This window comes from Oleiharenicola lentus (genome assembly GCF_051660365.1).
Classification (GTDB): domain Bacteria; phylum Verrucomicrobiota; class Verrucomicrobiia; order Opitutales; family Opitutaceae; genus Lacunisphaera; species Lacunisphaera lenta_A.
The window spans coordinates 524,794-544,214 of record NZ_JBOZXB010000002.1 but is presented as its reverse complement, the minus strand read 5'-3'; the positions used below and the strand labels follow the sequence as shown (position 1 = coordinate 544,214).

Annotated in this window: 15 protein-coding genes; 8 read left to right on the top strand and 7 right to left on the bottom strand. The window is 58.6% G+C overall.

Annotated elements, in window-relative coordinates; translation table 11 throughout:
* The first annotated feature begins 55 nt into the window (after positions 1 to 55).
* Positions 56 to 3,379 (top strand): S41 family peptidase, encoded by a 3,324-nt coding sequence (locus ACRRQW_RS17090; RefSeq protein ID WP_438482814.1) that lies wholly within the window; start codon positions 56 to 58, stop codon positions 3,377 to 3,379.
* 64 nt (positions 3,380 to 3,443) lie between these two features.
* Positions 3,444 to 3,950, top strand: coding sequence for an REP-associated tyrosine transposase (locus ACRRQW_RS17085; RefSeq protein ID WP_438482813.1), 507 nt, complete (start codon positions 3,444 to 3,446; stop codon positions 3,948 to 3,950).
* A gap of 85 nt (positions 3,951 to 4,035) precedes the next feature.
* Here the strand turns inward: ACRRQW_RS17085 and ACRRQW_RS17080 are convergent, their stop codons facing one another.
* On the bottom strand, positions 4,036 to 5,580 hold the full coding sequence (locus tag ACRRQW_RS17080; protein WP_438482812.1) for a S10 family peptidase: 1,545 nt from the start codon (positions 5,578 to 5,580) through the stop codon (positions 4,036 to 4,038).
* A gap of 151 nt (positions 5,581 to 5,731) precedes the next feature.
* Between ACRRQW_RS17080 and ACRRQW_RS17075 the strand changes: the two genes are divergently transcribed.
* Genes ACRRQW_RS17075 through ACRRQW_RS17065 form a run of 3 tightly spaced genes read left to right on the top strand, consistent with a single transcriptional unit; the run spans position 5,732 to position 9,224 of the window.
* Positions 5,732 to 7,234: an efflux RND transporter periplasmic adaptor subunit gene (locus ACRRQW_RS17075; RefSeq protein WP_438482811.1), complete on the top strand. Its 1,503-nt coding sequence runs from the start codon at positions 5,732 to 5,734 to the stop codon at positions 7,232 to 7,234.
* A 7-nt stretch (positions 7,235 to 7,241) separates the two neighbouring features.
* On the top strand, positions 7,242 to 8,003 hold the full coding sequence (locus ACRRQW_RS17070; protein ID WP_438482810.1) for an ABC transporter ATP-binding protein: 762 nt from the start codon (positions 7,242 to 7,244) through the stop codon (positions 8,001 to 8,003).
* A gap of 9 nt (positions 8,004 to 8,012) precedes the next feature.
* Positions 8,013 to 9,224, top strand: coding sequence for an ABC transporter permease (locus tag ACRRQW_RS17065; RefSeq protein ID WP_438482809.1), 1,212 nt, complete (start codon positions 8,013 to 8,015; stop codon positions 9,222 to 9,224).
* Positions 9,225 to 9,226: 2 nt separating this feature from the next.
* On the opposite strand, the gene ACRRQW_RS17060 is transcribed toward ACRRQW_RS17065, so the two are convergent.
* From ACRRQW_RS17060 to ACRRQW_RS17050, 3 genes are read right to left on the bottom strand one after another with little or no spacing between them, the layout of a single operon-like run.
* Complete coding sequence (locus ACRRQW_RS17060; RefSeq protein ID WP_438482808.1) at positions 9,227 to 9,658, bottom strand: GNAT family acetyltransferase; 432 nt, start codon at positions 9,656 to 9,658, stop codon at positions 9,227 to 9,229.
* On the bottom strand, positions 9,642 to 10,148 hold the full coding sequence (locus ACRRQW_RS17055) for a hypothetical protein (RefSeq protein WP_438482807.1): 507 nt from the start codon (positions 10,146 to 10,148) through the stop codon (positions 9,642 to 9,644). Before ACRRQW_RS17055 ends, ACRRQW_RS17060 begins: the two co-directional genes overlap by 17 nt.
* Positions 10,133 to 11,566: an FAD-binding oxidoreductase gene (locus ACRRQW_RS17050; RefSeq protein ID WP_438482806.1), complete on the bottom strand. Its 1,434-nt coding sequence runs from the start codon at positions 11,564 to 11,566 to the stop codon at positions 10,133 to 10,135. Before ACRRQW_RS17050 ends, ACRRQW_RS17055 begins: the two co-directional genes overlap by 16 nt.
* 111 nt (positions 11,567 to 11,677) lie before the next feature.
* Between ACRRQW_RS17050 and ACRRQW_RS17045 the strand changes: the two genes are divergently transcribed.
* Genes ACRRQW_RS17045 through ACRRQW_RS17035 form a run of 3 tightly spaced genes read left to right on the top strand, consistent with a single transcriptional unit; the run spans position 11,678 to position 14,227 of the window.
* Positions 11,678 to 12,628 (top strand): phosphoglycerate dehydrogenase, encoded by a 951-nt coding sequence (locus ACRRQW_RS17045; RefSeq protein ID WP_438482805.1) that lies wholly within the window; start codon positions 11,678 to 11,680, stop codon positions 12,626 to 12,628.
* 33 nt (positions 12,629 to 12,661) lie between these two features.
* Positions 12,662 to 13,759 (top strand): Ldh family oxidoreductase, encoded by a 1,098-nt coding sequence (locus ACRRQW_RS17040; RefSeq protein WP_438482804.1) that lies wholly within the window; start codon positions 12,662 to 12,664, stop codon positions 13,757 to 13,759.
* A 48-nt stretch (positions 13,760 to 13,807) separates the two neighbouring features.
* Positions 13,808 to 14,227 (top strand): cupin domain-containing protein, encoded by a 420-nt coding sequence (locus ACRRQW_RS17035; protein ID WP_438482803.1) that lies wholly within the window; start codon positions 13,808 to 13,810, stop codon positions 14,225 to 14,227.
* A gap of 38 nt (positions 14,228 to 14,265) precedes the next feature.
* On the opposite strand, the gene ACRRQW_RS17030 is transcribed toward ACRRQW_RS17035, so the two are convergent.
* From ACRRQW_RS17030 to ACRRQW_RS17020, 3 genes are all read right to left on the bottom strand, one after another.
* A complete protein-coding gene (locus ACRRQW_RS17030) occupies positions 14,266 to 17,703 on the bottom strand; it encodes an MFS transporter (RefSeq protein ID WP_438482802.1) in 3,438 nt (1,145 codons plus the stop codon).
* A gap of 62 nt (positions 17,704 to 17,765) precedes the next feature.
* Positions 17,766 to 18,407 (bottom strand): hypothetical protein, encoded by a 642-nt coding sequence (locus tag ACRRQW_RS17025; protein WP_438482801.1) that lies wholly within the window; start codon positions 18,405 to 18,407, stop codon positions 17,766 to 17,768.
* Positions 18,404 to 19,411, bottom strand: coding sequence for an AAA family ATPase (locus ACRRQW_RS17020; RefSeq protein ID WP_438482800.1), 1,008 nt, complete (start codon positions 19,409 to 19,411; stop codon positions 18,404 to 18,406). The genes ACRRQW_RS17025 and ACRRQW_RS17020 overlap by 4 nt, the downstream gene beginning before the upstream one ends.
* Between the last annotated feature and the right edge of the window lie 10 nt (positions 19,412 to 19,421).

Sequence of the window (19,421 nt, the reverse complement as noted above, 5' to 3'; positions counted from 1 at the left end):
TCTGTCGCTCGGGGCTTTACGCCCGTTGGGCGCCGCGTTTAAACAGGCGGCAATCATGAAATTTGTCACCCTTGCTCGCCTTGCCCCGGGGCTTTTCGGCGCGATTGCCCTCAGCTGGCCCTCTGCTCACGCCCAATCCGCGACTTCGGTTGCGCCAGGTTATTTTCGTTTTCCCGCCATTCACGGCGATACCGTGGTGTTCACCGCCGAAGGTGATCTTTGGCGCGTCAGCGCCACCGGCGGCACCGCGCAACGCCTCACCACCCACTCCGGTAACGAGGTGAACGCCGCGCTTTCACCCGACGGCAAATGGATCGCTTTCTCCGGCCAATACGAGGGCCCGGCGGAAGTTTATGTGATGCCGATTACGGGTGGTCTGCCCAAGCGCCTCACGTTTGAAAGCGAAAGCGCGAGCGTCCGCGGTTGGACGCCAGACGGCAAAGTCCTCTACGCGACAAACCACTATTCGACGCTGCCCTCCAGCCAACTCATCGCCATCGATCCGCAAAGTGGCGCCCGCACCTTCATCCCGCTCGCGGAGGCCGACGAGGGCGTTTACTCCGACGACGGCAAAACGCTTTTCTTCACGCGCAATGCGTTCCAAGGCAGCCACGCGAAACGCTACGCAGGCGGCACCGCACAAATCCTCTGGCGCTACGATGTCGGCGCCGCGACGGCCTCGCAGTTTCATCCTGACTACAAAGGCTCGAGCCACTGGCCGATGTTCTGGAGGGGTCGCGTTTACTTCGCCGGCGAACGCGACGGCACGAGCAATGTCTGGTCGATGCTTCCTGATGGTTCTGATCTGAAACAGCACACCAAACACGCCGACTTCGGCATCAAGCGCCCGATGCAACAAGGTGGCCGCATCGTCTATCAAAACGGCGCCGATCTCTGGCTCTACGATATCAAAGCCAACACCGACACTAAACTCGCAATCACCCTCGCTTCCGACTTCGACCAACTCCGCGACACGTGGGTCACGAAACCCTCCGATTACATCACCGACTATAATTTTTCCCCCGAAGGCGACCGAGTGACCTTCGTGGCGCGCGGCCAGGTTTTCGTCGCGCCCGTCGGCCAAGGCCGCCTCGCGGAAGTCACGCGCCAGAGCAATGTGCGTTACCGCTCCTCCAGTTTTCTCGACAAAGGCAAATCCCTCCTCGTGCTCTCCGATGAGAGCAGCGAGGTGGAATTTTGGCGCGTGCCCGCGAACGGCGTCGGCGCTCGTGAACAAATTACAAAAGGCGGCGAAGTGCTGCGCGTCTCCGGCCTCGCCTCCCCCGACGGCAAGTGGATCGCTTCCGCCGAGCGCAACCAGGAACTCGTCGTGTTTAACGTTGCCACCGGTGAAAAACGCCCCGTCGCCAAAGCGCGCACTAATGATTTCGACGGCGCCAATCTCGCTTGGTCGCCCGACAGCCGCTGGCTCGCCTACACGCTCACCGCCGCTTCCGGCAACACGCAGATTCAACTCTTCAACGTCGAATCCGGCAACTCCACCGCCGTCACCAGCGACCGCGTAATCAGTGACGACGCGACCTTCAGCCCCGACGGCAAGTGGCTCTACTTCGCCTCGGATCGTTCATATTTTTCGCCGATGTCCGCGCCGTGGGGCCCGCGGCAACCCGAGCCTTATCTCGAAAAATCCACCAAGCTCTATGCGCTCGCCCTCGGCGTCGAAACTCGCTCGCCGTTCCAGCCCAGCGACGAACTCGTCGACACGGAGAAAAAGCCCGACGATAAAAAACCAGACGCGGAAAAAAAATCCGACGCCGACAAGAAGGTCGATAAGCCCAAAACAGAAATCGTGCTCGATGGCATCATCACGCGCCTCTGGGAAGTTCCGGTTCCCGCCGGCAATTACTCTCAACTGCGCGTGACCGACAAAGCGATTTTCGCACTCGACCACGAACCGCTTACGCCGACCTCGACCGCAGTCACGCAACGCCTCGTCAGCATCGAAATCAAAAACAAGGATATCGAAACCGTCGCCGTCGCCACCGGCATCAGCGGCTATCGTTTATCCGCCGATGGCAAAAAACTGCTCATCGAGCAGAAAGACGAATTCTACGTCGTCGATGCCGCCACGAAAGCCGCGACGCTCGACGCAAAGGCCAAGGTTAACCTCGCGAACCTGAAATTCGCCTATTCACCGCGTGAGAGCTGGCGCCAAATGTTTGTCGATGCCTGGCGTCTGCACCGTGATTATTACTACGACAAAAAAATGCACGGCGTGGATTGGAAGGCCAACCTGGCGAAACACCTTCCCCTCGTCGAGCGCGTCACCGACCGCAATGAATTGAACGACTTGCTCAACTACCTAGTGAGCGAACTTTCCTCACTGCACACCGACGCGCGTGGCGGCGACTTCCGCAAAATCGATCCGGAAATCACGATCGCTTCACTCGGCGCACGCTGGACGCGCGACGACTCCGCCGGCGGCTACCGGCTCGATCACATTTACCAAGGCGATCCGGATTTCCCCGAAAAACTCGGCCCGCTGCTGAAGCCTGGCGTCGGCGTCAAACGCGGCGACATCATCACCGAAATCAACGGCACGCCCGCGCTCTCCGTTCCCGATGCCAGCGCACTCCTGCGCAACCAAGCAGGTCGACAGGTCTTACTGAAAATCAAACCCGCGTCGGGCGGCGACGCCTTCTCACGCATTGTTGTTCCAGTCGCCTCGTCTGAAAACAGCAATCTCCGCTACGACGATTGGGAATACTCGCGCCGCCTCGCTGTGGACGAGAAATCGAAAAACACGATCGGCTACGCGCACATCCGCGCGATGGGCACGGCAAATTACTACGAGTTCGTGCGCAATTATTACGCAGCCGCTGACAAAGGCGGGCTCATTCTCGACCTCCGCCACAATCGCGGCGGCAACATCGACAGCTGGCTCATGTCGCGCTTGATGCGTCCCGCGTGGATGTGGTGGGCACCGCGCAACGGCGTGCCGCACGCCAATTTCCAGAATTCCTTCCGCGGCCACCTCGTCGTGCTCGTCAACGCGTGGACTGCGTCCGATGGCGAAACGATGGCCAACGGCGTGCGTCAACTCGGCCTCGGTAAAACCATCGGCACGCGCACGTGGGGCGGCGGCATCTGGCTGCGCGGTGGCATCAACGCGCTCGCCGACCGCGGGTTCGCCCGCGCGGCGGAAATGGGTTCATTTATCCCCGGCCAAGGTTGGGTCATCGAAGGCGACGGCTTCACTCCGGACGTCATCGTCGACAACAACCCTGTCGCCACCTTCCGCGGCGAGGACGCCCAACTCGACGCCGCGATTAATTATTTGAAAGAAAAAATCGCGAAGGAACCAAAGCATTTGCTGCCCGAAGTCCCGGCACATCCCGATCGGAGTTTGAAGAGGTAACGCCTACCTCAACCTACCGGTCGAGGCCGCCTGTAGGTTGCGCGCTTGCGCGCAACGCATCATCATGAAACGTAACTCTGGCCCAAATGCCCTTAGACGCGGACGTTCATTCCGTCCCTTCGGGGATTATTTCATAACCATCTGCGTCGAGCCAAGGACACCTGCGCTCACAGGGAAAACTGCCGAAAAAGTCCTCTCCATCTGTCACACACTTAAAACTGATCAGGCATGGCTCATCCGCTGCGCCACTGTAATGCCCGATCATATTCACCTGCTCGTCACGCTAGGTGATATTCTAACGCTATCTCAAACCATCGCGAAATTGAAAGTTGGAACCAAGCAGTCCATTTCGTCCTCCAGTGCTCGCTGGCAAAATAACTTCTACGACCATCAACTTCGCCACGACGAGTCCGCTGAGCCGGTTGTTCGCTATATTTATCTGAACCCTTACGAAGCTCGATTGATTCCCCGTGAAAAATCGTGGCCGCATTTCTTTTGCTGCCCGAAAGATTGGGCGTGGTTTCGGCAACTGACCGATAGCGAGCAACCGTATCCTGAATGGCTGCGATGATCTAGGTTGCCCGCTTGCGGGCGACGTGGCGCGCAAGCGCGCCACCTACAAAATCCTTATTCCGCACGACTTGTCGTCTGCCTCCTCACTTCACCCCCGCATCCTTCAGCGTCGTCGTCATGAACGCACTGAAATCGGTTTTGAACTTTTTCAATGACTCCAGGTGACTATACATCATGTGGCCGGCCTCGTAGTAAGTCATGCTGACGTTGCCGCGCACCGCAGGATCAAGGCCCATGTGCGTGAACGTGTAGTGCGTCGCGAAATAGGGTGTCGCGAGGTCATAGTAGCCGTTGGACACCCACACCTTCAACGATTGGTTTTTGGTCATCGCGCGCTTGAGCGTCTCGGCGACGTTGAGGTATTCGTTTTCAACATTGCTGTAGCTCCACGGCTGCACGCGGCCGGTGAGAATTTCGTAGGGCAAATCGCTTTCAAATTTCAGCTGACGACGCGCGTAATCGTTCATCGCTGCACTGTAGCCGCCGTAGATCGCCTCCAGGCTCGGGTCGAATGCCGCGCCGGGCCCATCACTCGTTTCGTCCATGATTCCCACGATGCGGCTGTCGATGCGTCCGATGCTACGATTTTCATCCCGCTTCAGTTCGCGGACGAACCGGTGAATGTTAATGCGCAGATTTTGTTTCAGCACGTAATCGACGGAAAGCCCCGTGAGTGCGGCGACCTCGTTGGCGATGCGCTGACGCTCGGCTTCGGGCAGCGAATCGCCTTTGAGCAACGCGAGCGCATAGTCGTTCATCACAAACTTCTCCGCGCGCGCCAGCGTGTCCGGCAAACTTTTCGCGAGATCGCCTTTCAATTTCCCGTGATAAAACGCCGACGCCGTGTAGGTCGGCAGGAAGAGCTGATACGGCAGGTCGTTGCCGGCGGCGAAGCGCGCGGTTTGGAAATTCAAAATCGACGACACCAGCATGATGCCGTTTAGGTAAAAATTATATTTCCCCTGCAAGTAATCAGAAAGCCCCGCGGCGCGCGTGGTGCCGTAGCTTTCACCGACGAGAAATTTCGGCGAAGCCCAGCGCGCGTTGCGTGTCGTCCAGAGCCGGATGAATTCGCCCACCGACTCGATGTCGCCCGTGAAGCCATGGAATTGTTTTGGATCCACCTCTTTCGCGGCGCGGCTGTAGCCAGTTGAAACCGGGTCGATGAACACGAGGTCGGTCTCGTCGAGCCACGAATATTCGTTATCCACCCACTTATACGGCGGCGGCAGTGAATCGCCTTTGTCGGTCATCACGACGCGCTTCGGGCCGAGCGCGCCCATGTGCAGCCACACCGACGAGGAACCCGGCCCGCCGTTGAAAGAAAAAGTAATCGGACGCTTCGCCGGGTCGCTTTCGCCCGCCTTCGCGTAAGCCACGAAAAAGATATTCGCCCGGGGTTCACCTTTTTCGGTTTTGAGAACAAGATAACCGGTCGTCGCCGTGTATTTCACGACTTTGCCGCCAATGGTGACTTGGTGCTCGGTCACGGAGAGCACCGGGTCTTTCTCAGCCGTGGCCGTGGGAGCCGTCTTTTTCTCAGGCACTTTATCCTTTGGCTCCTCCTGAGCCCGCAAAACGCTAAACGATAACAAAACCAGCCACGGCAGGACACGAAGTGTTTTCATGGAAATGTGCGGGCAACCAACCCCGCCGCCCGTGATGAGGCAAACCGATATTATGCTAGCACTGAAACTTTTGCCCAGCCGCACCGTCTTTCCCGGAGCGACGTCAAGTAACGTTTGCGCCGCCTCTAAATTCCTACTTCATCTGCCCGCCATGGCCGCCAAAGGCAAATCCCCGCTTAAGCTCATCCTTCAACTGCTCGTCGTCGCGCTCGTCGCCGCGGGTGCCTATTATTACTACGCACGTAATAAAGCTGCGACCGGCCTCCCCGAATACACCACGACCACCGTGGCGCTCGGCGACATCACCCAAGCCATCACGGCCACCGGCCAGCTCGACGCCGTGCTGTCGGTCGATGTGGGCAGCCAAATCTCCGGCCTGATCCAAAAACTCTACGTCGATTTCAACAGCACGGTCAAAAAAGGTGACCCGCTCCTCGACATTGATCCCGCCACTTACGAGCAACGCGTCCGCCAAGCCGAGGCCAACCTCGCCTCGACCGAGGCCGGCAACAAACTTCAACGCCTCAACACCGAGCGCACCAAGGAACTCCGCGCCAAAAACCTCGTTTCTCAACAGGAATACGACCAGGCCGTCGCCCAGCTCCAGCAATCCGAAGCACAGCTCCTCACCAGCAAAGCCACCGTCGAAAACGCCCGCGTCGATCTCGAGCGTTGCAAAATCACCTCGCCGATCGACGGCATCGTGATCTCGAAACAAACCGAGGAAGGCAAAACCGTCGCCGCCAGCCTCAACGCGCCTGTGCTCTTCACCATCGCGAACGATCTCGCGAAAATGCAAATCACCGCCGCCGTTTCCGAAGCTGACATCGGCACCGTGCAAGCCGGCCAGACAGTCAATTTCACCGCCGACGCGTTCCCGAATCGCAGCTTCAAGGGCATCGTTACCCAAGTGCGCAACGCGCCGAAAACCGTCAGTAACGTCGTCAGCTACGATACGATTATCGCCGTCGATAATCGCGATCTGAAGCTCCGCCCCGGCATGACCGCGAATGTGTCCATCGTGGTCGCCAAACGCGAAAAAGTGATCCGCGTGCCCAACGCCACCTTGCGTGTCCGCATGCCGGAAGGCCTCGCCGCGCAACCCAAGTCCGCCGCGCCCACTTCGCCCGAAGCTAAAAAATCTGACGCACCCGCTGCGAAATCTGAAGTTGCCAGCGCCCCCACCAACAGCGGCGGCAATCGCCAAGGTGGCGGAAATGCCGGCGGTGGCGGTGCGGGTGGCGGTCAACGTCGCGGTGGTTTCCTCCCCGCCGATGCCACTCCCGAACAACGTGAAAAACTGCGCGAAGTCCTCGCCGAGGTCGGTTATACGCCCGGTGCCGGTGGCCCGCCGTCGCAAGAGCAGCGCGACCAAATCCGCAAACTTCTCGTCGAACGCGGCGTCATTTCCGCCGACGCCGCAGAAAACACCGTGGTGATTCGCACGGTTTATCGTCTGCCCGGTGGCAACAAGCTCGCTCAGCCTGAAGCCGTCAGCGTCCGCGTCGGCGTGACCGATGGCTTGGCCTCCGAAATTCTCAGCGGCTTGGCCGAAGGCGATGTGCTCGTGACCAGCGTTACGGTGCCCAACGCGTCCAAGTCTGCCGCGCCCGCCGCCAATCCGTTCAGCGGTGGTGGTCAGCGTCGGTTCTAAGCGCGCCATGCCTGCCGTCGTCAGTCTGCAAGAGATCCACAAGATCTATAGCTCGGGCGAAGTGCCCGTGCACGCCGTGCGGGGCGTTTCCCTCGAAATCGAACGCGGTGGCTTCGTTGCCATCATGGGTTCCAGCGGCTCCGGTAAATCCACCTTGATGAACGTGCTCGGCTGCCTCGATCGCCCGACGAAAGGCAGCTACCTGCTCGACGGTATCGACGTCGCCGGGCTCGATCGCAACGAGCTCGCCGACCTCCGTAATCAAAAACTCGGATTCGTTTTCCAGGGTTTTAACCTCCTCGCCCGCACCACGGCGCGCGAAAATGTCGAGCTCCCTATGCTCTACGGAAAACGCAAGTTCACCGCTGATGAATTGCACGAGCGCGCAATGAAGACCCTCGATATCGTGGGCCTCTCCAAACGCGCCGATCACTTCCCGAGCCAGCTCTCCGGTGGTCAGCAACAGCGCGTCGCCATCGCGCGCGGCCTCATCAACGATCCACAAATTCTCCTCGCCGACGAACCGACCGGAAATCTCGATTCGAAAACCTCGGTCGAAATCATGGGCGTATTCCAAAAGCTCAATGATCAAGGCATCACCATCGTGATGGTGACCCACGAGCTCGACATCGCCCAATACTGCAAACGCAACCTCATCATGCGCGACGGTCGGTTAGTCAGCGACGTGCAAGTGACCAACCGTCTCAACGCGACTGAGGAAATGCAAAAACTCATCGCCGCCGAAGCCCAGGCCAAACTTTCCGACTGATTTAATCCCATGCGTTTTGCCAACGTCGTTAAAATCGCTCTCCGCGCGCTCCGGCGCAGCGCCATGCGTTCCGTGCTCACCGCACTCGGCATTATCATCGGTGTAGCGGCGGTCATCGCCATGGTCAGCATCGGCAACGGCGCAAAATCCCAAGTTGAGTCCTCCATCGCGAGCCTCGGCCAAAACATCATCACGGTGTTCCCCGGTAACTTCAGCGCCGCCGGCGGCGTGCGTGGCGGCTTCGGTTCCGCAAGTTCGCTGACCGTCGAAGATGCCGACGCCATCCGCAACGAAATCAGCGGTGTCGCGGCGCTCACTCCCGAGTTGACCGACCGCACGCAGATTCTCGCCAACGGTCTCAACTGGAACACGCAGGTGCGCGGCGAAGATGTTTCCTACCTCGAAATTCGCCTTTGGACGCTGACTGCGGGCGACATGTTTTCTGAAGTGGACGTGCGCAGCGCGAATAAGGTCTGCGTGGTCGGCAAGACGGTCGTCACTCAACTTTTTCAAGACAACGATCCCATCGGCCAGACTCTGCGCATCCGCAACATCCCGTTTAAAATCGTCGGCGTCCTCGCGCCAAAAGGATTTAATTTCTTTGGCCAGGATCAGGATGACACCGTCATCATTCCTTACACCAGCCACCTGAAGCGCATCGCGCGCCGTCCGAATTTAAACTCCATTCTCGTGCAAGCGCAGGATCCGGAGTCGATGTCGCGCATCCAGCAAGACATCACCGATCTCTTGCAGCAACGCCGCAACAACCGCGAGCCCGACTTCACCGTCCGCAATCAGCAAGAACTCGCCGAAGCCGCGACCGCCACCACCAAAACCATGACCGTGTTGCTCGGTGCCATCGCTGGCGTTTCGCTGATCGTCGGCGGCATCGGCATCATGAACATCATGCTCGTCTCCGTAACGGAGCGCACGCGCGAGATCGGCATCCGACTGGCCATCGGCGCACATGGCAGTGACGTGCTCACGCAGTTTCTCATCGAAGCCATCATCCTTAGTCTCATGGGTGGCGCCCTCGGCATCGTGCTCGGGATCGGCACATCGAAACTGGTTTCGCATCTCAACAACTGGCCCGTGCTCGTCTCGACCAATGCCATCATCGGCGCCGTCGCGTTCAGTGCAGCCATTGGCGTGTTTTTCGGTTACTACCCTGCCCGCAAAGCCGCCCAGCTCGACCCCATCGACGCACTGCGCTACGAGTAAGTTCAGTCGTGTTCCAACCGCTTGCCGAGGCTGATCGCGCCTTCGACGGCGAATCCCATGCGTTTGTAGAACTCGACTGCCTGCACGTTGTCCGGCCGCACCTGTAAATTGATTTTCGGACAACCCGCCGCGCGAAGAATTGCTTCCGCTTTGTCCATCAGCTCGCGCCCAAGCCCGCTGCGTTGCTGCGTCGGGGTCACCGCAAGATAGTTAATCCACCCGCGATGGCCCTCGTAGCCGACCATCACGCTGCCCACGATTTCGCCCGTAAAATTCTCCGCGACCAGAAACCACTCAGGATTCACTTTCAGTTTCCGAGCAATGTCCTTCACCGGATCATTCTGCGGACGTGTTAATCCGCACGCCCGCCAAAGCGCAATCACCGCCGCTTGGTCAGTCGGTCGATAGACCCTGATTTCAGTGTTTCTTAGCATACGGGAACTTTGCCGACTGAAGTAGTCGACGCTCTTGCCTTTGGCGCAAGCCGACACCCAAAAATGCCACACACATCAGTAAAATGAGCCAGACCACATAAATTTCGTGTGTCCGAAAAATGTCTTTCCCCAATAATACAAGATAAGCCTGAAAGAGAATAACAGTGATAGTTGCGACAACACTCGGCCAAAAAATTGACGCACTTACCTCGAAACCGCTCCCTTTCGTCACGTTCCACCACGACGAAATTAAAAATACCGATCCCTTTCTCTTCACCGCTACAATAACCTCATCACCTTCCGAAATGTTCATCGGCTCGTGACTCAGCTGGCGCAATGTAACGGTCTCTCCAGCCAGTTTCATTTGCACTTCAACAAAAGCAGACACGCTGTGCCCGAGTCCCTCCACAAGGATGCGTGAGTCAACATCAGTCACACTTCCCCGCAAGATGACTAAAGGGCTTTTCAAAGGAATCACTTGTGATCCCACGGCAGGTGCAGTTTGAGTTTCTCGTATTTCCACACGCGCACGACGTCGAACATCTTGCCCGGGTTTAATATCCCCAAGGGATCGAGCGCTTTCTTCACGGCGACCATTGCCTTCACTTGCGCCGCGCTGTGCTGGATCCGCAAGAACGGCGTCTTCGCGAGACCGATGCCATGTTCGCCGGAAATCGCGCCGCCCAGTTTTACGACCGTTTCCATCAAGGTTTGCACCGCTTTCTCCGCTGCGCGCGTTTCGACACGGTTCACGCGGTGATACATGATGTTCACGTGCAGGTTGCCGTCGGCCAGATGCCCGAAAGTCGGAATGGGCAGCTTGGATTTTTTCTTAAGCTGCATGATGAAACGCGCGAACTCTTCATAGTTCTTCATCGGCACGACGATGTCCTCATTCAATTTTGCGTCGCCGAGTTCGAACATCGCACCGGAGCATTTGCGGCGCACGGCCCATAACTCCTCCACTTCATCGCGATTCGTCGCTTCTTTGTGCGCGACCGAATTCTCCCGCGCCCACGCGAGCACGATGGGCTTGATCTCTTCGAGTTCTCCGCGCGTGCCCGCAAGCTCCAGCAAAATTACCGGACGCCCTTCTTGCCCCGGAAACACGGTTTTTCCCGTCGCACGTTCCGCGCACAGCACGCTCTCGCGATCGAGAAACTCGCAGATCGCCGGCTGCACGCGTTGACGAAATAGCTTTCTCGCCGATCCCAGGGCCGCCGTTTCGTCGCTAAATGCGGTGAGCAATGTCCAGCGTGCCGCAGGTTGCGGCACGAGTTTCAACACAGCCCCCGTCACGACGCCGAGCATGCCTTCGCTGCCGATCCAAAGATCGCGCAAATTATAGCCAGCGGAAAATTTCTTCGTCGCCGTGCCCCACTCGACAAATTCACCCGTCGGTAAAAATCCACGCAGCGCGATTACGAAATCGCGCGTCACTCCATATTTGCCCCCGTGCATGCCGCCGGCATTGCACGCGATATTGCCGCCAATCGTGCAATACTCGCGCGACGACGGATCCGGCGGATAAAACCAACCGTGGGCCTCCGCCGCCCGCGCCACGTTCGCATTCGTCGCGCCCGCGCCGACGTGCGCCATGCCGGCATCGGCATCGATGGTAATTTTATTCAGCTTCAGCATATCGATCACCCAACCGCCTTGCACCGGCGCAGCCGACCCCATCAAGGTGGTGCCGCGCCCACGCGGCGTCACCGGCACGCGGTGTTTGTTCGCGAGCGCGAGCACCACACCGATCTCCGATTCCTTGCTCGGCGTAATCACGGCATCCGGCAAAAACGAAATTTTACTGCTATCGAACGATGCCGCCCAGCGACCTTGTTCGGACACGTCGACGCGGGGGCCGAGTTTGCGTTTAAGAGCAGCGGTGGCTTGAGCGAAACTTTTCATTAGCGAAATAATCAGCAAATATTTTTCGGGTTTCAGAGCAACAGCGCATGACAGAAACGCACCAAGTTTCGCTTTGAATGTCGCGTTTCAGAAGTGTTCAATCCGCACTCCATGACACGCGTTCTTCTCACGACCACTTCGTTCCAAGATACTCCGGGCATCCATCATGACATGCTGGCCAAAGCCGGTTTCGAAATCGTCCGCGAACGCGGCCCACTTCCCGAGTCCCGCATGCTTGAACTCGCCGGCCAATTCGACGCCTACCTGTGCGGCGACGATGCCATGACGCGCGCGGTGATGGAAAAATCCCTGCCGCGCCTCAAAGTCATTTCGAAATACGGCATCGGCCTCGACAAGATCGACCTCAAAGCCGCCGCGGATCTCAAGCTCCCCGTTCTTTTTACTCCCGGCGTGAATCACACCACCGTCGCCGAACACACGTTCGCACTCCTGCTCGCCACCGTCCGCAATCTCGTCGTCGAAGCCAACCACGTCGCCGCTGGTCGCTGGACCCGCATCACCGGCAACGAACTCTGCGGCAAAACCCTCACGCTCGTCGGCCTCGGTCGAATCTCGAAAGAAGTCGCCATCCGCGCACGCGCGTTTGGCCTGCGCGTGGTGATTTTCGCTAATTACTGGGAAGAAGATTTCGCCCGCTGGCACGGCCTCGAACGCGCCGAAAATCTCGACGACGCCCTCAGACAAGCCGACTTCGTTTCCCTGCACACCAAGCTCACGGAAAAAACCAAGGGCCTCATCGATGCCCGCCGCCTCGCGTTGCTTAAGCCCGGTTGCGTCATCGTTAACACGGGCCGCGGCGAACTCCTCGAACTCGCGCCACTCGTCGAAGCAATCAAAGCCGGCAAGATTCGTTACGCCGCCGACGTGCTCGACCAGGAGCCGCCACCCGCCGATCACCCGTTGCTCGGCCTGCCCGGCACGGTCCTCACCCCGCACATCGGTTCACGCACCCACGAAAGCGTGCAACGCCAGGCCAGCTGCGCCGTCGACAACCTCACGCTTTTTCTCGCCGGCAAAGAGCCCATCGCCCGCGCCGTCTAACCCTCGCCTCTACCCTCCAGCCTCATCCCTCCCATGTCCGAAACCTTCTACATCGTCCCCGAGAAACAGCATAACGATCTCATCGCCGCCGCGTATCAACACCGCGGCTTTCACGCCGATGAAGCCGCCGAAGGCGCGCGCTTCTGCGCCGAGGCCACGCGCCACGGTATCCGCACGCACAACGGTCTGAAAGCGCTGCACCTCGATCATCTTTTCGGTTCCGGTTCGAAGGGCTGCGTCCCCGGTGCGCAGATTCAGGAAATTCCATCCCGCTTCCCGGCAGCAAAAATTTGGAACGCCAATAAAAAACTCGGCCAATCTACCGCTTACCGCGCGATGGACGAGGCCATCCGCCTTGCCGATAAATACGGCGTCGGCACCGTCTCGGTCGACAATGCCTTCCATTATCTCTGGGGCGGCGGTTACGTGATGGACGCTGCGCGCAAAGGCTACATCGCTTACACGAACTGCACCGCCGCGCTCGCCGAGGTCGTGCCTTTCGGCGGCAAGTTTCCGACGCTCGGCACCAATCCGCACTCGTGGGGTTTCCCAACGACAGCAGCGGTCGGTTACCCGATCGTGATCGATTGGGCGACCTCCGTCGTCGCCATGGGCCGCGTGCAACAGCTCAAACGCGAAGGCAAAACCCTGCCGCCGCTCGCCGCTGTCGATAAAGACGGCAACCCGACCACCGATCCGAATCTTGCCACGTCGCTGCTGCCTTTCGGTGCGCACAAAGGCTACGGTCTTTCGCTCATCAACGAAATCGTCGGTGGCTTTATCGGTGGCTCGCTGCCGACCATCCGCAACCGCTGGGATCAAGCCGCCGGCGACAAAGGCACCTGCTGTTTCTTTTTCCAAGTCATCCATCCCGACGCAATCAGCGGCGGCGCCTTCGCGAAAGGCCGCAACCAAGCGGAAAACGTGAAAGCAGTCATCGCCGACGTGCTCGGCCACGGCAACGAAAAGTCCATGCTCCCCGGCCAACTCGAAGCCGGCTGGGCGAAACACACCGCCGCAGCGGGCGGCTTGCTCTTCAGCAAAGCGGAGGTGGAAGCGTTTAACGAACTCGCCACTGAAGCAAAGCAACCGCTCTGGAATCTCGATTCATTCAAGACCGTCACGCTCTAAACTTCATTCAAGGCCGGAATCGCGAGATTCCGGCCTTCTTTTTTCCCCATGAAAATCATCGCCCCACTCCTGCTCTCGCTTGCCGTCATCACCGCGTCCGCCGCTGAAAATAAAACTTCAGCCTACACCATTGATCAATGCGTCAACACCTTCGACTCCGCTAAATCCAAGAAAACCAAAGCTGGCTCCGAATACTGGTTCGCTGATCGCGACTTCGCCGATCTCACCACTGTGAAACTCAGCGTCGTCGGCGTCGGTCAAGCCACGCACGCGCCGCACCGTCACGTCGAAGACGAATTCTTTTTCATCCTCGAAGGCAAAGCTGAGTTTTACCTCGATGGTGAACGCCGCGTGGCCGGCCCGATGACGTCGCTCTACGCTCCTTCCAACCGCGAACACGGTATCCGCAACGCGGGCGACACCGAGTTGCGCTACCTCGTGCTCAAGAAATACGCCGATAAAAAGTAGCCCGCGTCCGAAGGCGGAGCCCGCCTCTCGGCGGGCCGTCATTCTTCCTTTGTCAACTCCAGCGCCAGCGTGCGCACGCCTTTGAGGTCGGTTTTGCCGGTGCCGAGCACGGGAATTTTTTCTACCTTCCGCACGATGCGCGGCACCCAGAGATTCGGCAAGCCGGCTTCGAGTAGTTTTGTCCGCACTTGCTCCGCGGCCAGATCAACAGTCGTGAGCAACACGAGCGCTTCGCCTTTGGATTGATCAGGCACACCCGTGACGACAACCGAAAGGCCTTCGCTTTGATCGAGTGCGAAGAGCTCAGCGATACGTTGTTCGATCGTCCCATGCGGCACCATCTCGCCGCCAATTTTTGAAAAGCGCGAGAGACGTCCTTCGATGAATAAGAATCCATCTTCGTCGAAGCGTCCCAAGTCACCCGTAATAAACCAGCCGTCCTTGAGCGCTGCCGCAGTTTTTTCCGGATCCTTGAGGTAACCCGGAAACACGTTCGCTCCGCGTAACCACAAGATGCCCTGTGAGGTCTCGGGTAAAATTACGCCGGTGTCCGCATCGACGATCCGCGCCGACATTCCAGGAAAGAGGCGGCCGACTGAGCCGAGCCGGCATCCGCTTTGCGGCTCCGCAGTGGAAGTCGTGACGGGCGGGTCAGGTTGATTGATATTCGTCGCCGGTGTCGCTTCCGTGAGACCGTAACCTTGGTGAATCGTAATCCCAAACTGCTGCTGAAATCCTTCGTAGAGATCGAGCGGCAGTTTCTCCGCGCCAGTCACAACGAGGTTTAGCGACGCGAGTTCTTCCTTCGTAGCTTTCTTGAGGAATGGCCGCACAAACGTCGGCGCCCCGAGCATGACCGTGGCTTTTTCCTGCTGGATGCCTTCGACGATTTTTCGCGTATCGAGCGGACTTGGGAAAGTCACCACGCGACAGCCGCGCAACATCGGATACCACAACGTCACTGTGAATCCAAACGAATGAAACACCGGTAAACACGCCACGAGCACCGCCGTGTCTGGTAAGATCGAAAGCGAGGAAATCTGCGCGCAATTCGCGAGAATGTTGCGGTGCGTGAGCACGACGCCTTTCGGTTCGCCGGAACTCCCACTCGTAAACAACAACGCCGCCTCCTCACGATCACCGTATTTTGGTAGTCCGAGCAGCCAGGCAATCCACTGATTTGGCAGCAAATAGGCGGCGAGCAACCACGGCACGATGGCTTTTTTTCCGCCCGCAGTCTCGACCATTTTTTTAAAATCGAGCGTGTTTTCCGGAAAAGGAAAATTAGGAATCTTTGCGCGCATCGCATCGGCGCTGATCACCGTTTTGATTTCGCCAAGCCGCAACGAGGCCTCGACGGCCGCTTTGCCCACGGTGAAATTCAAATTCACGGGCACCTTCCCCGCGCAGGCCACCGCGAGATTCGCAATATGCGCGCCAGCGCCGGTCGGCAGCACGATGCCCACCCGTTTTTCGGGAATTGTTTTCCGGATGTGCCGCGAGAGCATCGCCGCGACGGCGAGCAACTGGGCCGCTTTGACTTCGCGACGCTCCGCCGTGCGATCGACCACCTCGACGTGTCGTGGACGCTTCGCCAGTGAGCGCACAATTTCTCGCGCGATGTTGCGTTTCAGAAATGGCCGCTCTTGAAACGCGATTTCGCCCAGATCCAAGAGCGCGCGGCGCGCCGTGACGCGATCGGCTTTTTCGTGCGGAATCGCCTCGCCAAACACCACGCACACGGGCGTCGGCATGAGACGCGGCGATTTCCAAAGATATTTGTTACCCGCGAACGAATAGATCGAACCCCACAACCCGTCGATGACCGCAGGAATCACGGGCGCTTTCGCCAATTCCGCAATAAGCCCAAATCCGCGTTTCAAATCCATCAGTTGACCGGTGCGAGAAATCGCGCCTTCAGGAAACACGCACACCAGTTCGCCATTCTTAACCGCATCGGCCGCGAGCAGAATGCCTTTTTTCCAGCCACTCGGCGCAATCGGGATCACGCCCAGGGCGCGAAACAGAAATCGCATCCCCGGACTTTTCGCGAAGCCGGCAAACGCCACGAAACGAATCGTGCGTGGCGAGGCCAATTGCAGCACCACCGCGTCGATATACGAAAGGTGATTCGAGATGATCAGCGCGCCACCGGTCGCCGGAAGATTTTCGTGGCCGATAGTTTTCACCCGATAGAAAATCGGCCCGATTAAACGCATCACCGTGCACACCGTTTGATGCGGAATGTGCCGGACGCCCCAGACCAGCATCGCAAACGCACCGAACGCCAGGAGGAAATACTGCGATGTCACCGACCAGCCTAGCCCGCCATCGCTCGCCACTCCGAGATAAACGGCATACGCCAGCAGTCCCGCAATGCTATCGAGAAAACCCACGCCCGCCAGCACCCGCGCCCGGCGATGATTACCCGCCTTCTGTTGCACAAACGCGTAGAGCGGCACGAGAAAAAGCCCTGTTGAGAAACCCGCCGTGATGAGCAGCGCGGTGTGTGCGTGCGAACCGGCGTCAGCCCAAGCGAGCGCAAACAGGGTTGCGGTTAACAGCGCGCCGCCGAGCGACACGAGGCCGAGTTCGATGCCTTTGCGCGAAAAGAAACCAGCAAACAGATTTCCCAGCATCGTGCCCACGCCGATCATGAGCAGCATCACCCCTGCGACCGCGGCAGAGCGCGGGCCGCCATTTTCTAATTCAAAACCCACCTGCGGCAGCAAAATCGAGACGTAGCCACCTACCGCGTAAAAGAAACAGATGCCCAGCGTCGCACGCCACATCGGACGGTCACGCCAGACCTCCGCGACGTCTTTGAAATGCTGAATCCAGATTCCCGCTGTAAACGGAGTGTCGGCGTGGGCCCGCGTTGGCTGCGCCATTTGAAACACGAGCCAGCCCACAATCGAAAGCCCGCCCAGAATCCATGCAGTGACCTCGGCTGCTTTCCAAGCATCGCCGCCTTGCTGGAGGAGGTGGGAAAACATCACCCCGCCGGCAAACGATCCGACGAGAATCGCCGTGATCGTAAACATTTCCATTAGTCCGACAAAACGAGACAGCTTTTGCTCGCCCGCATATTCCACCACGATGCCACGCTTGGCCGGAGCAAAAATCGCCGCCTGCACCGACAGCAAAAAGAAACACCCCAACGAAGCCGCGAGCGACTTGAACCACAACGCACCAATCAAAAGCGCCATCGCGACAATCTGCAAAATCAACGCAAAGTTAAGCACGCGACTTTTCGCAAATCGATCTCCCAGCCAGCCACACACCGGAGCAAACATCACAAAAGGCAGCACCAGTAACGCAGTGATGAGCGTAACTGTAGGTTTTGGATCATAGCCCGCCGCTTTCGCCAATTGCTGCACAAGCGCAATCAGCATCATTTTGGCTGCACAATCGTTGAAAGTGACCTGAGCCTGCGCTGCCATCAACGCCGCCAGCGAAACGCGTGGGGATTTCATTCGGGGTGGACGGCCCGACTTTGTCTCGCCTCATCGCTTCGGCAAGACCGTTCGTCTGGTAATTACGCCGGCGTTTTCCAACCGCGCAGATCCCGCGCGAGGCAGCCGAAGCCTTGGGGAAAATCATTTTCAAGGCGACGCACGTCGCCTTGGTGCCGCGTCACTTCCTGCACCGCGCGTTTGATCTCATGCGGCAACGTCGGGCGCTCGGTGCCGTAGACTTTCCATTTTAATTCCTTGCGCGTGTAAGGCAGACGTCCGCTCTCCTGTCCCGCAATCCACGCGGCTTCTGTGATTGAAGTGTCGCGGCCGCAGAGCAACCACGCTTCCAGCGCGGGCACCGCCACGCCCACGGCGCGCAACACTCGTTTCCGTCCGTGCGCGGGCGGAAGATTTTTAGTCGTGCGCCGAAACACTCCGCGCAACCGGCAGATGCGACAGCCCGAATGATGATAACCTACCACTTCGTGATCGGCGGTGTGCACGACGGAATCGTCGGAGTCCACCGAGACGACCAAGCCGTCCGCATCGGTGTTGAAATGCAAATGACGGATGATTGACGGCAACACCTGTTCCACCGACGGCCACCCCCGCGCGCGCAGCGACGGCGGCACCAAGGTAAACGGTTCTTTCAACACATACTCCACGAGCACGCGTAACGCAGCCTCATCTCCGGGCGACTCACTCAGCAGCGCAATCTTCATGCCTCATCCGGCACTCCGCCGAGTATTCCACTAAACCACAAATCGCCCAGATGCGCTTCGTCCATGAGCGCGATCAAATCCTTGCGCTCGGACAACCGCTCAAACGTCGCCGCGTTACCGTGCTTGTTCGCCAGCACGACTTCCTCCGGGTGCTCCTTGAATAAATCCAGCATGTAGGGCGAATGCGTCGTCGTGATCACCTGCACCGGTTCGCGCGTGCGGCCTTCTGCCAGCGGATGACTCAGCCGATACAGCGCATCGCGCACTTCTCTCAACATACGCGGATGCACGCCGCGATCCGCTTCCTCGAGACACACGATACTCGGCGGCGTGGGATTGTGCGCCAAGCACAGCACCGCGAGCAGATACAAAGTGCCCTGCGACAGATTTTCCGCCGGCAAGGTTTCGGAACCGTCAGCCAGTTTAGCCAGCAACTCCACGTGCTCGCCGCTCAGGCGAAAATCCAGTGAAGCAAACTCCGGCAAAATCCGGCAAAAATCTCCGATGAAATGATTGAGCGAGAGCGGCGCCTTTTCTCTCCACGCATACAGCACGGACGTCAAATTGCCCGCGTTTGAGGCAAGTTCACGGCCATCAGAAATTTTTCCGGGCATCGCCATCGCGTAATGGTCGAACAGAAACGCGCGGATGTTTTTCAACTTTTCACGCAACTCCTGCCACAACGCTTCGCCGTCAGCTGTTTGCGGGCGATCCACCGCGAGCAGATTGCACACCAGCTGATCGGAGTTACAGCCCAAGGTCACCACGATGGCCGCATACGGCGCATTGAAGCGAAATTCGATCTGCGGACCGTCGGCCTGCTGGGCCTGCAACTCGGCCGACAAAATCACCGGCAACCCCGCCAGCGTGCGCAGTCGCTGCAACGCTTGGATCAAACTCGTTTTTCCGCTCCCGCTCGGGCCGATGAATAAATTAAACGGCTCCAAGCCGACCGCCGCCGAGCGCAGCGCTTTGAAATTTTTAAACTGAACGGAAGCGATCATTGCGTGCGCA

Coding starts and splice junctions, on each gene's coding strand:
- ACRRQW_RS17030 (WP_438482802.1), bottom strand. CDS start 17,703: ATGAAATCCCCACGCGTTTCGCTGGCGGCGTTGATGGCAGCGCAGGCT.
- ACRRQW_RS17080 (WP_438482812.1), bottom strand. CDS start 5,580: ATGAAAACACTTCGTGTCCTGCCGTGGCTGGTTTTGTTATCGTTTAGC.
- ACRRQW_RS17045 (WP_438482805.1), top strand. CDS start 11,678: ATGACACGCGTTCTTCTCACGACCACTTCGTTCCAAGATACTCCGGGC.
- ACRRQW_RS17085 (WP_438482813.1), top strand. CDS start 3,444: ATGAAACGTAACTCTGGCCCAAATGCCCTTAGACGCGGACGTTCATTC.
- ACRRQW_RS17075 (WP_438482811.1), top strand. CDS start 5,732: ATGGCCGCCAAAGGCAAATCCCCGCTTAAGCTCATCCTTCAACTGCTC.
- ACRRQW_RS17040 (WP_438482804.1), top strand. CDS start 12,662: ATGTCCGAAACCTTCTACATCGTCCCCGAGAAACAGCATAACGATCTC.
- ACRRQW_RS17060 (WP_438482808.1), bottom strand. CDS start 9,658: ATGCTAAGAAACACTGAAATCAGGGTCTATCGACCGACTGACCAAGCG.
- ACRRQW_RS17065 (WP_438482809.1), top strand. CDS start 8,013: ATGCGTTTTGCCAACGTCGTTAAAATCGCTCTCCGCGCGCTCCGGCGC.
- ACRRQW_RS17020 (WP_438482800.1), bottom strand. CDS start 19,411: ATGATCGCTTCCGTTCAGTTTAAAAATTTCAAAGCGCTGCGCTCGGCG.
- ACRRQW_RS17050 (WP_438482806.1), bottom strand. CDS start 11,566: ATGAAAAGTTTCGCTCAAGCCACCGCTGCTCTTAAACGCAAACTCGGC.
- ACRRQW_RS17025 (WP_438482801.1), bottom strand. CDS start 18,407: ATGAAGATTGCGCTGCTGAGTGAGTCGCCCGGAGATGAGGCTGCGTTA.
- ACRRQW_RS17090 (WP_438482814.1), top strand. CDS start 56: ATGAAATTTGTCACCCTTGCTCGCCTTGCCCCGGGGCTTTTCGGCGCG.
- ACRRQW_RS17070 (WP_438482810.1), top strand. CDS start 7,242: ATGCCTGCCGTCGTCAGTCTGCAAGAGATCCACAAGATCTATAGCTCG.
- ACRRQW_RS17035 (WP_438482803.1), top strand. CDS start 13,808: ATGAAAATCATCGCCCCACTCCTGCTCTCGCTTGCCGTCATCACCGCG.